The organism is Desulfitobacterium sp. (assembly GCF_034927245.1).
In the GTDB taxonomy this organism is placed as follows: domain Bacteria; phylum Bacillota; class Desulfitobacteriia; order Desulfitobacteriales; family Desulfitobacteriaceae; genus Desulfitobacterium_A.
On sequence record NZ_JAYFQK010000024.1, the window covers coordinates 111830 to 124041 of the forward strand.

At 38.8% G+C, this 12212-nt stretch carries 13 protein-coding genes; 2 read left to right on the plus strand and 11 right to left on the minus strand.

Annotated elements, in window-relative coordinates:
* Window positions 1–5: 5 nt before the first annotated feature.
* From VB077_RS07300 to VB077_RS07340, 9 genes are all read right to left on the minus strand, one after another.
* Window positions 6–863 (minus strand): DegV family protein, encoded by an 858-nt coding sequence (locus tag VB077_RS07300; RefSeq protein ID WP_323414564.1) that lies wholly within the window; start codon window positions 861–863, stop codon window positions 6–8.
* A 215-nt stretch (window positions 864–1078) separates the two neighbouring features.
* Entirely contained in the window at window positions 1079–1819 is a 741-nt protein-coding gene (locus tag VB077_RS07305; protein ID WP_323414565.1) for an FMN-binding protein, read from the minus strand.
* A gap of 137 nt (window positions 1820–1956) precedes the next feature.
* Window positions 1957–2727 (minus strand): energy-coupling factor transporter transmembrane component T, encoded by a 771-nt coding sequence (locus VB077_RS07310; protein WP_323414566.1) that lies wholly within the window; start codon window positions 2725–2727, stop codon window positions 1957–1959.
* The gene (locus VB077_RS07315; protein WP_323414567.1) at window positions 2705–3235 is read right to left on the minus strand and encodes a Gx transporter family protein; all 531 of its coding nucleotides are present in this window, start codon (window positions 3233–3235) and stop codon (window positions 2705–2707) included. The genes VB077_RS07310 and VB077_RS07315 overlap by 23 nt, the downstream gene beginning before the upstream one ends.
* Window positions 3236–3249: 14 nt before the next feature.
* Complete coding sequence (locus VB077_RS07320) at window positions 3250–4314, minus strand: FAD:protein FMN transferase (RefSeq protein ID WP_323414579.1); 1065 nt, start codon at window positions 4312–4314, stop codon at window positions 3250–3252.
* A gap of 73 nt (window positions 4315–4387) precedes the next feature.
* Entirely contained in the window at window positions 4388–4792 is a 405-nt protein-coding gene (locus tag VB077_RS07325; protein WP_323414568.1) for a NusG domain II-containing protein, read from the minus strand.
* Between the two features lie 203 nt (window positions 4793–4995).
* Complete coding sequence (locus tag VB077_RS07330) at window positions 4996–6204, minus strand: NADP-dependent isocitrate dehydrogenase (RefSeq protein ID WP_323414569.1); 1209 nt, start codon at window positions 6202–6204, stop codon at window positions 4996–4998.
* 47 nt (window positions 6205–6251) lie between these two features.
* On the minus strand, window positions 6252–6590 hold the full coding sequence (locus tag VB077_RS07335) for a thioredoxin family protein (protein ID WP_323414570.1): 339 nt from the start codon (window positions 6588–6590) through the stop codon (window positions 6252–6254).
* 47 nt (window positions 6591–6637) lie between these two features.
* Window positions 6638–7354, minus strand: coding sequence for a DUF421 domain-containing protein (locus tag VB077_RS07340; protein ID WP_323414571.1), 717 nt, complete (start codon window positions 7352–7354; stop codon window positions 6638–6640).
* Window positions 7355–7619: 265 nt separating this feature from the next.
* On the opposite strand from VB077_RS07340, the gene VB077_RS07345 reads away from it, so the two are divergent.
* Both VB077_RS07345 and VB077_RS07350 read left to right on the plus strand, forming a co-directional pair.
* A complete protein-coding gene (locus VB077_RS07345; protein WP_323414572.1) occupies window positions 7620–8549 on the plus strand; it encodes a phosphatidylserine decarboxylase in 930 nt (309 codons plus the stop codon).
* A 221-nt stretch (window positions 8550–8770) separates the two neighbouring features.
* The gene (locus VB077_RS07350) at window positions 8771–9343 is read left to right on the plus strand and encodes a hypothetical protein (RefSeq protein ID WP_323414573.1); all 573 of its coding nucleotides are present in this window, start codon (window positions 8771–8773) and stop codon (window positions 9341–9343) included.
* Between the two features lie 177 nt (window positions 9344–9520).
* Here VB077_RS07350 and VB077_RS07355 read toward each other — a convergent pair whose 3' ends face one another.
* Together VB077_RS07355 and VB077_RS07360 are read right to left on the minus strand one after the other, a co-directional pair.
* Window positions 9521–11092, minus strand: coding sequence for a PocR ligand-binding domain-containing protein (locus VB077_RS07355; RefSeq protein ID WP_323414574.1), 1572 nt, complete (start codon window positions 11090–11092; stop codon window positions 9521–9523).
* A 223-nt stretch (window positions 11093–11315) separates the two neighbouring features.
* On the minus strand, window positions 11316–11957 hold the full coding sequence (locus VB077_RS07360) for an HD-GYP domain-containing protein (RefSeq protein ID WP_323414575.1): 642 nt from the start codon (window positions 11955–11957) through the stop codon (window positions 11316–11318).
* Window positions 11958–12212: the final 255 nt, after the last annotated feature.

Here is a 12212-nt window from a genome sequence, read left to right on the forward strand (position 1 = left end):
GCCTTTCATCGCATATCTTGTTGTGTATAATAAGCAATTCCGAGTGCTCCGGGACCAACATGAAGTCCGATAACAGGACCTATATCCATAATGTCAATATTGACTTTAAGCTTTTCTTTAATCGCCTCTGCCAGTTCCTTCGCTTCATGCTTACAATTAATATGGTGAACAACAATCTCACCCAAACCGTGCTGGGTAATGTCTTTCACAGCCTCATCCACCATCGTACGCAAAGCGAGTCCTTTTGTCCTCACCTTCATTAAAACAGAAGTTTTTCCATCTTCTACCGTCAATATCGGAATAATTTTAAATAGATTGCCCAGCAAGGCGCCCGCTCCGCCGATTCGTCCGCCCTTTTTAAGGTAATTCAAATTAGCAGGTATAAATAAGAATCGACTTCTTTTTATATTCTGAAGTGCCGAATTCATGACCTGCTCCAAATTCATTCCCTCTTTTGCAGCTCTGGCCGCTTGAATGACCGAAAAGCCAAGCTGCATACAGTTGGATCTGGAATCAATAATTGCGATCTTTGCATTCTCGTATTTTTCCAATAACATCTTCTTAACAAGTTGAGCCGTTGCAAAAGTTCCGCTCATTTCCGAGGACAAAAAAATACAACAAAGATGAATCCCCTTTTCGACCATGCTTCGCATTTCATTTTCCAAATCCCCGACAGAAGGTTGTGAAGAAGTCGGAATTCCCTTTTGAGACATCATTTCATAGAAGGTTTCGTTATCAATCTCCGTTTCTTTGAAACTTTCATTTCCAAAGGATAAACCTAAGGGTACGACTCTAATATCCAGCTCTTTTCGTATCTCCTCATTTATATAGCTTGTACTGTCTGTTAAAATTCGAATACTCATTTATTTTCCTCTCCTCATGCCTCTCGGCAATGATCGATTACAATAGCCATGAGAATAGTATATAAACAAATATTGCAATAAGCAAGGTTGAAGAGGCGTCCGCGGTTCAAACACACCCCAGATTCAAGGTGTTTTTTAGAGAAATGTAAAAAGGGCCCGTAAAACTTTTGTGAGCCCTTTTTGAGTTTAACTTTTATCCATTTGATCCAAGAAGATTATTTAACAGGCACTGTTACTTCTGCTTTATTTTGATAAGCTTTCTTCAGTGCCCCAATGTAATCACCATGCCCGTCTTTAAGACTTATTGTTGAACCGGAAGTAACATCAGATTCTAATGCTTTTTTCTCATCAGCCGTAAGCTTAGCATATTTCGCAACATCCTCAGGCTTGCTTGATTTTTCGGTTAATGGGCGTCCATTAAGATCGGACGTATATTTAGCAAACCATTGCTCAATTTCAGCTACCGTTTTACCTTTCATGAATTTCTGGTAATTATTGATCTGTTCGGACCAATTTAGGCCATAGTTTTTATCACCCCGTTCACGCTTTGATTTCCAATTTTCAAGCTCCTTAATTGCCGTTTCATTTGTATTTGCTGCTGCCGTTAAATAGGCCGCTTGACCGGGCCAGCCGGAAAATTTAGGTACACCGACATGCTCTGTATCATTCGGTGACATGACCTCCAGAGCATCAAAATAAATATCAATGATTTTCCCGTCTTGATCGAATAAGGCACTCGCAGTCACATAGTTAATGCTAAACAGCTCTCCGGGTCCAACCCGGAAATTAGCAGTCTGACCTACCCCTTTGTAAATCTTGACTTCTGAAACTTTTTGAGACGCTGCCGCAGGTGTTTGTGTCCCCGGGGCCTGATCCGTCTTAGATGCGCCACACCCCCCTATGAGCAATGCCGTTGTTAAAACCAGTACCGTAGTAATCGCCTTTACTTTTTTCATAATTAACCCTCCCTTATTTGCACTTTATTCAAATATATTAAGTTAATGTTCAAATAAGCACTTATTATAAACATAAAAAAGCTCATGATGTGCCAACATCCAAGGCATCACCATGAGCTATCCCATTCAATAGGACCCTATACCCAATGTCCCTTTTCTACCAACCATACCAAAGAGGTGAGAACCATAAAGCTCAGTACCACAAGTCCATCCCTTTTAGTGATATTAAAGCTGTAATAAAATAACTCTTCGGGATTAACTTTTTCAACAAAGCTTTCAATCTTATCTAATTTTCCAAACGAATCAACGATCAAAGAAACAATAATCTGTGAAATTCCTTTGAGATTTATTTTAAACCTTTTTCCCTTTTCCCCCATAGCTGTACGCATACTGTCTCCCAGGCTCTTCTTGACTTCTGTTCCCATTGACTTAAGCTCAATCACAACACACATGACAACTTTCAAATAATCTTCAATGGGAACCCCAAACGATTTTAAGGGAGTCAGAAGTTGATCCAGCATACCAATAACCGTTTCTATCGGAGTGGTATGAAAATAAAGGATACTTACATACCAAATGATAAATAAGCGATATAATCTTAAGAAGCTTTCATAAAACCCCTGCTGATTTGCAAACATCATATTATTTGAAAATGTATAGACAAGGGTATTGATTAAAAATCCAAAAAGATAAGGAATCAGCACGATTATCCCATATGAACCAGCACTTATAAGCAGCGTCTTGGGTTTAATTTTCGAGACTAGCGTAATAATGACTAACGCTGCAGACAATATGACTATACTTATCCAATTGTGAACCCAAAAGGGAAGAATTGTTAATAGTATAGCAAGGATAAACTTTATTAGTCCATCCATATCCGACACCTCAACAATGGGGAGGTATTTCATCCTTAAATACCTCTTTTTTCTGAATCTCGTTGATAGCCATTTCGCCGATGCTGCCGGTAATTAAGCCTGTAACGACAGCGGCAATTAAAAGAACAGGAAGATAATACAGAACAACAACTTGCCCCAATATTAGCAATGCCACGCAGATTTGAGTCGTATTATGGGTAATAGCTCCCGCAACACTTATCCCTTTTATGCTCAAAAACCTTGACAACTTTTTATATAGCAGAAGCATAACGATAGCACTCAAAATGCCGCCGCTTAAACTAAAGGCAAGCATCATCACGCCCCTCGTCAAAATCGCTACCACAAAACTGCGTACGATTACGATAAAAAGAACATCTTTCCAGCTTAAAAAGACAATAGCAATCATTGTAATAATATTTCCAAGTCCCAGCTTTATGCCCGGCACAGGAATGGGAATCGGGATAAATGATTCCAGGAATGAGATCAAAATTGCGTTTGTCACGAGAATAATAATTAATGCATACCTTTTATTTTTATTCATAAAAAATCCTCGTTTTATTTAATATATTGAAAAGTGTTGCTTTCATCGTGGAATTTAAAATTATCTTTCAGTCCCTCAGTGACGTAGATTTTTTTATCCCTGGTAACAAAGACAGCCTCAATTCCTTCCTGTTTCTGAATCAATTCCCTTCCTTTTTCTAAGCCTAAGATATATATTGCCGTATCTAAAGCATCAGCTACAAAAGAAGAATCCGTAATTAGGGTAACGCTCATTAAATCGGAATCAGCAGGATATCCTGTATGAGCATCAATAATGTGGTGATATCGTTTGCCGTCTTTTTCAAAGTAACGTTGGTCATCCCCAGCCGTAACTACTGCTTTATCAGTAACGGTAACGGTCCCCAGAATGGGTTGGCCGCCGGTCGGGTTCGTATCTGGGCGAGGGTTTCGTATGCCTACTGTCCAAGGGCTTCCGTCAGGCTTATTGCCAAGTGTAACAACATTCCCGCCGAGATTGATAAAAGCGGATTTAATACCGTTCTTCTTATAAATGTCTCTCGCTGCATCACCTGCATAGCCCTTGGCAATCCCCCCCAGGTCAACCATTTGACCTGTTCTTTTTAAAAATGCTGAAGTTTCATTGACTTCCAAGTCCTTATAATTAACAAGCGGAAGCAAAGCTTGCAATTCCTCCGGTGCGGGAATCCGTTCTTGGTCGGTTCCTATGCCCCAGCTCTTGACTACCGGACCTACCGTAACATCAAAAGCCCCATCACTTAACTCTGAAACTTTCTGAGCTTCCTTCAATATTTCTATTGTTTCAGGACTTAGTTCAACCCTTCCTTTTCCTGCATTTTCATTAAGTTTATAAATATCCCCTTCCGGAGCATTAAAAGTTAAAAGCACTTCCAAATCCGTTATTTTATCCATTGCCTCACTCATTGCAGCTTGCCCATTCGGACCATAGACCTTTTGGGAAATGACCGTTCCCATTGCAAAACCATCCGCTGTAAACGCCTCATTTTGGTCTGCCTTAGGGTTCGCGTTTGTATTGGCACTGCATGCGGTTACTAGTCCGGATGCCATAATCATCAGCAGGATTGAAGCTAACCTTTTCATGGTATGCTTTTTAAAATTCAGCAGCAAAGTACGACCCCTTTCTGTTACCCAGTCTTGATTTCCCGATTGCTCATTAAATAACAATGTCTATCCCATCTTCTTTTTCATTATCCTTTTCTTTTTCACTTCCTTTAATCGTAATTATGATCTGATTAGGCATACAAACTATGGATTGATACGTTTGACTGATCCATCCGGTGTTTGAACAAATGGAATTTGGGCATAGGTCTTTGCTCATTTCAAGCAGTCTCACGCGCCCATCTTTAGACTCTATATAGGCCGTATTGCCGTTAAAGTTAAAATCATATGTTTTAATTTCACTCGAATAATTCAAAGGTATTTCCCTAACCACCTTATTGTTAACTTGAATAACAATAGTGCTATTATGGCTATTGGATCTTGAAACCGTCATTATTCCCAGGGAGGCTATGCTCAATAATAATATAATCCCAATAATTACTTTTTCTATTTTTTTCATTATAACCTCTTCACCACTTCTTTTCATTCCACTTGGCAATGCCCGCTAATTCAGAAATGCTTATTACATTATACCAAAAAATTCTATTAAGAAAGGCTTATCAAATTATTTCTCATATTTCTCTCTTTTACGACATAAGAAAAAGGGGCTATCGCCAAAAACCTATGGTCGTTTGCGACAGTCCCTCCGTTAATTCTCTTCGTTTAGCGTATCGTGTCCAGTGTCTTCTTAATTTCCAGGAGAAATCCTTCTGTATTCACAATTTTCTTGTTAGGAATATCGGCAATAAGCGCCAAATCTTTCGTCATAATACCTGCTTCGATGGTCTTTAATGAAGCTTCCTCTAATTGATTGGCAAACTCAACTAATTCATTTAGCCCATCCAGTTCTCCGCGTTTTCTCAGCGCACCTGTCCAGGCAAAAATTGTGGCCATCGAATTGGTTGAGGTTTCTTCACCCTTGAGGTGCTTATAATAGTGACGCGTCACGGTTCCATGCGCTGCCTCAAACTCATAATTTCCCTCAGGTGAAACTAACACAGATGTCATCATGGCTAAACTTCCGAAGGCAGTCGCCACCATATCTGACATAACATCACCATCGTAGTTTTTACACGCCCAAATGTATCCCCCTTCGGATCGTATCACGCGGGCAACGGCGTCATCAATTAAAGTATAGAAATACTCAATATTAGCCTGTTCAAATTTCTCTTTATATTCTTGATCGAAGATTTCCTGAAAAATATCCTTAAAGGTATGATCGTATATTTTAGAAATCGTATCTTTCGTGGAGAACCAGAGATCCTGCTTCACGTCAAGTGCATAATTGAAACAAGACCGTGCGAAGCTTTCAATAGAATGATCAAGATTGTGCATTCCCAAGAGGACACCTTTACCTTGAAAATCAAAAATGGTCTGACGCGTTTCTTCTCCTTTTTCATTGGTAAAAACAAGCTCGGCCTTACCCGGTTCACCCACTCTGTACTCAACATTTCTATAAATATCGCCATAAGCGTGACGGGCAACTATTATTGGTTTTTTCCATGTCGGAATCAAGGGTTGAATCCCTTTTACAATAATGGGGGCCCGAAAAACGGTTCCATCAAGGATCGCCCGTATTGTTCCATTTGGGCTTTTCCACATCTGCTTAAGATGGTACTCTTCCATCCGCTGAGCATTAGGCGTAATCGTTGCACATTTAACCGCTACTCCATATTTTTTAGTCGCCATTGAGGCATCCACTGTAATTTTGTCCTCAGTTTCATCTCGTTTCGGAAGTTCAAGATCATAGTACTCTGTTTTTAAATCGATATAAGGTTGAAGCAAGATTTCCTTAATGGATTTCCAGATGATTCTTGTCATTTCATCCCCATCCATCTCAACTAAGGGAACCTTCATTTGAATCTTATGCATTTTTTCCTCCTTAACTTCTACTTCATTAATTACGAATTTTATTATAGTCATTGTATATTATTACAGAAGATGAATTCAAGTGTTCTTGCAATATTAGAAAAATCAATGAATCGGCTTTCTCTCAAAACTTCTTTGCCTTCATACATTATGAGAATCGTCGGCACGGTAAAAACTAAAGATTGTCCCGCAATTTCCATTTGCTCATCTACATTTATCTTTGCAACCGGAATTGAATAATCATTAACCAACATCATCAGCTTCGGAAAGACTGCCTGACAAACATTACAGTTAAGAGAACTAAAATATAAAATGACGGGGTCCTTTTCCATGATTAATCGTTCATATTGTTCCTTATTTTTAATCGTAATTGTTGTTTTTTCCTCCATTGTATAATCCTCCTCATTTAATCATTTTTAAATGTATTTTCTCTTCCTCACTCATGTTCTGGCTTACGTGGGTCTAAATAGACACGTATATTCTCATTGTCATCGATCGTCGCTAAAACGACATCACTGATTTTCGTGACCGGACCGATTTTTCCCTGAAGCCAAAGCTGATCTTTGCCGATTTCTTTTAAAAGGGAGTTGTTAATTTTCCCTTCCTGGATAATCGGTTTTATGAGGGTGAACGGTTGAGTCGCTATATTTAAATCAGCGGGTGTGATGGGCTGATATTGGGAGTTCATAAAAATCGATATTGTTCCTCCGGGTTCCCAAATCGCAAGAGCGACTTTTTGAATATCATTTACTTCCCCCTTACGAAGCTCCGAAAATAAAAAGTCAAGAGAAATCTTGGCTCTCAATAAATTTTGATACATTATTTCACCGCTTTTTATAAGCTCAATCGGAGGCGGATCGACAAAGCGCCTGAACAACGATGATTTTAAGCTCAACCACGTTGCCGTAATATATAACATAACCAGAACCGATGTTGTAATCATTGAACCTTGTAATCCCAGCCGCTCATCTGAAAGCGGATGAGCTATAATATTTCCGAGAACTAAAGCTATAACAAAATCAAGAAACCTTAACTGAGAGATGGAGCGCTGCCCCATAGATTTGGCGATAAGCAATAAGAATGCGAAGCTGACAATACTTCTCAAGATCCATTCAAGGGCTGTCAACGATTCATGACTTTCAAAGAAATTCAATCTATTCACATCCCCGTAATTTTGGTTTGAAAAACTAAGTCTGTTAGTATGAAAAAGCACCTGCCCGCGGGTGCTTCTGCGTATCACTATATTATTATTTCCAAAAACTTTCAAGACGTTTCACTGACTACTTTTTCGAATCTTTACCTTCACAGGGGTAATATCCCTTTCCCAATCTCAATTCGCCTTTCGTAAAAAAACATGAATTTACCCCTTTCTCAACTCCCAAAAATAACTTACAATATCTTCTATGGGAGGGACATCGTTGATAAAATATTATAATCGAAAGAAAAAATCCTACGAAACAGAACAGGTTGCCGGGGAACGGATTCTTACATGGACATACTCCTCCGCGACAGGCATGAAGCTTTTAGAAGCCGTTATTAAGAAAAGAGCGTTTTCCAGCTTTTATGGCTGGTATTTGAACAGAAGAATTAGTAAGAAAAAAGTTGATCCGTTTATTCATAAATTTAATATTGATATCTCAACCGCCGAAAAAGATATCGATGAATTTACGTCTTTCAATGACTTTTTTCATCGAAAATTAAAATCAAATGCGCGTAAAATTGATACTGACAGCCTTTCCCTTATTTCATGCGGTGATGGCAGGCTTTTTGCATATGAAAATATCGATATGGACAGTTTGGTCCAAGTCAAAGGCTTCACATACAGCCTTCGAGAACTGATTAGGAATGACGCGATCGCCGAAAAATACAGCAAAGGGACTTGTTTAATCCTAAGACTATGTCCTACAGATTATCACCGCTTTCATTTTATCGATGACGGAATATGCGAGAGTACACAAAAGATAAAAGGAGCTTACTACTCCGTTAATCCGGTTGCCCTTCAGAAGGTCGAGAAAGTTTTTTGTGAGAATAAAAGAGAATGGAGTACTTTTCATTCTGATCATTTTGGTGAGGTCTTATACGTTGAAGTCGGAGCGACATGTGTCGGTTCAATTATCCAGACATATACTCCCCACCAACGTGTTAAGCGCGGAGATGAAAAAGGCTATTTCAAATTTGGCGGCTCAACTGTAATCCTTTTCTTCGAATCATGTAAAGTGAGAATTGACAAGGATATTATTGAACAGACCAAACTTGGCTATGAAAGTTATGTGTTAATGGGCGAAACAATCGGAACTTCTGCTGAAATTAACAAACCGGGATCTGCTCAGCTAAAAGCTAAAAGCTAAAGAAGAACACCCTCAGGAATCTTATTTTCTGAGGGTGTTTTCTTTAACTTTTATATGATTTTAATTTAGTTTTTCCAAATTTTATAATTATATAGATAAATCACCATTAAATGGATTATAATGAATGTAATAATAATTATCATTTTCACATAGACAAATCTTACTATTTATGCTAAATTATTAAATGTAAGCAATATTTACTATAAATTGGAGGGCTGAATATGAAAAAAGTTCTTTCACTAGTCCTTGCTGTAGGCTTAATGGGAAGCCTTGCCGGTTGTGGAAACCAACCAACGGCTGCACCCGCTAATACAGGACCCGCTCAACAAGCGGCAGCTGAACCCATAAAAATGGGACGTGTTGACTGGGCTGCTCATGGGACCAAAGCTGTCGCAATTGGTACTGTTGCCGCTGTCCAAGGAGATAAGATTGTTGGTGCTTCAATTGACGATTATCAATTCATGAGTACAGACGTTGCCAAAGGAGTTCCTAACTCCGATAAGGACTTCGCTCAGGGCTTTGCCGATCCCAAAAACGTTCTCGCTTCAAAAAGAGTCAATGCAGAATACTATGGCGGCAATATGAAGACAAAAGCAGGTTCTACTATTCCCTATGAAAAGAACTTAGATGCTATTGAAGATTTTGCAACAGGAAAAACAATCTCCGAACTTGAAAAAATTCTTAAAGATACACCTAAAGAAAAGTTGCCTGTAGACACCGTAACCGGTTCCACCCTAACCGATACCCAAGGCTATCTTACTGCAATTCTTGAAGCCGCTAAAGCCGCAAAATAATACTTACAAAATATAAGATGCGAGACAAACGGGGCTGTTGTAAAACAGCCCCGTTTTCGTGCGCACATAATTGTGGACTATTGCAATAGCCCCTGGTTTTAGCTTTTATCCACCCAACCACAAATCCTGCTCCTTCACCCAATTCCTGGGCTGCAAAGGTACTAAAAGAGCCCACAATCACACACATTCATCACAGACGAACCGGACGGAGAATGTTGTACCCGTTGGGCTGCTGTCAATATCAATTATTGCATTATGACGCGTGGCAATATTGATGCAACTGGCTAGTCCCAGTCCGGTCCCGTTATCTTTTGTACTAAAGAACGGTTTACCCAGCTTATCCAGATTTTCAACGGGTATGCCATATCCCTCGTCCTTGACACCCAAAACAACATTCTGTCCCTCAACGAAAGTTTTTATTGTAATACACCCGCCTTCGTTCATGGCTTCCAACCCATTACGGCATAGATTAAGAATCAGTTGATGAATTTCTGTCGCATTCAAATGGATATTGGGTATTTTTCCGGGTTCAAAGATAATCTCCATATTCTTCGTAAATGCATCAGCTTGAAGGAGCGGAAATAATTTTGCAATGATATCGTTTAAATTACACGATTTTGTTTCTGCCGGCTTCGTTTTGGCGAGTGATAAAAACTGGGTAATTATTTCATTCGCTCTATCGATTTCTTCGATCATCAATTGGAATTGGCTTTTAAAATCTTGGATTTCCTTCCTATTTTGCAGCAATTGAAGATAACCCCGTATAGTCGTCATCGGATTACGAATTTCATGAGCTATACCGGCCGCCATTTCTCCAATGAGCTTTAATTGATCAAAACGCTGGATCTCCCTTTCTAAATGCTTCTTCTCTGTAATATCGATATCCATGCTTATCAATTCATTTTTACCATCTGGGAAATTAATAGGAAACAAGGTCGATGAAATCGTTTTTTCACTTCCATCCTTGCCTCTGAAAAGCCATTCCTTTTCTTTAATCACCTTTCCCGTTTGATGAATCCTTTTTAAATTTGAAAAATCGGAGCCCAGTTTTTTATCATAAATCATAGGCCTCTTGCTCTCGCTCTTTTGGGGATCGTCTTCCCACTCAAACATTTTTTCTGATGCCTTATTACAATATTGGAGATTACCGTTAAAATCATAGCTTTGAATTGCAATATAAGGAGTATTTTTAATAATCGTCATCAATCGCGTTTCACTTTCCGATTGTAAAAGCCGAAGATGATCTAACCCATTTTGGGCCATTGTTTCTATTAGCTGACGAATATTGAGCATAACGGAGTCCAATTCTGCCTTGGCATAAATCGGCACCTTAGCAAGGGCTTCAAGGTATTCTTTTTCATCAAATCCATACTTTTTAGCCTGCTTCCGGAATTTCTCCAGGTCAGGCTCTTCAAATAAAAACTGACCGTGGATAGCAGTTGCCACATGTTCTCCATTAACCAAAATTGGGGTTGCCGCATCAATTAACCCATTCTCACAGGTAAAACATTTATAGGGTTCATCGCTGTTAAGATAGTTTTTCATATACCTTTCACTTTTTCTGCATATTGATGCCGTTTTACAATTTGCCTGATGATATTTTTTACATATTTCTTGACAACCAAATGAAAGCAGAATCTTACCATCAGTATCAAGTATTTTCAAAACGGGATTTGAGATGGCAAATAAACTTACTAAACAGTTTTTAAAACAAGATAGATCGACTAATTCAGTAAACTTGTATTCCATATTAATCCGCTCCCGGTAATTTCCTCGTTATATTTTATATTTCTACTTATTTCCGCATTTTCCTCCTTAAATTCCCAAAATAGTTATATTATATTGAAGATGATTTATCTTCAAAAAATACGTTAAAACAATATAGTGAACCGTTTAATAGTGATTAAAAAAACTTTCCTAAGGAGGAATAAATTTCTTCATCCTTCTTGAGGAAAGCACGTTTCTATACAATCTAATTTTTAATAATTCCTTCTCTTACCTGCAAAAAGGATTGTACTATTTGGGGATCAAACTGACTGCCACTACAGTTTCTTAATTCTCGGTATGCATCTCCTTCATTTATAGATTTAGAATAAGACCGATCAGAAGTCATAGCATCAAAGGAATCAGCAACAGTTAAAATTCGTCCTCCCAGGCTGATTTCGCTTCCTTTTTTGCCCGCCGGATATCCTGAGCCGTCCCAACGCTCGTGATGATCCATTATCATTGGAATTACATCGTTATATCTATCCGTTTTCTGCAAGATATTCACGCCATATTCTACATGCCTTTTAATTTGCGCAAACTCCTCCTCTGTTAGCTCGCTTGGCTTATGCAAAATACTATCCGGCACAACGATCTTACCCATATCATGCAATAAACCGGCAGTATATACTGTATCGACAAAGTTTTGAGATAGTCCCATCTCCTTTGCAATCTCTTCGGCATAATTAGCAACCCGCATGGAATGCCCTCTATTATATTCATCTTTGTATTCAATAGCTGTGGAAAGAACATGGATGAGTTGATTATTCGTTTGTGATTTGGCGTGCGATTTTATCGATTGCATCAACGTTCCTGCGAAAAAACCATGTATTGTATTTAAATTTATCATTCTCTAACCTCACTTTTATCTTATAACGAATAGGCTTGCTGTACTGCTCCAAGATTAGAATTACTAAATCTATTATGTACTAGCATCATTTAAAATTCAATTTGTTTCTTTAACAATCATCACCACCCGTCCAACGGGTGGTTTGGGATAAGGCTATAAGCCTTTGTTACTGACCAGCGCCTAAAGACGCTGGCTTTCACATACGTTCAAGCTACTTGTCTTTGCCACCTTTGCCACCCCTAAAGGGGTATTTGT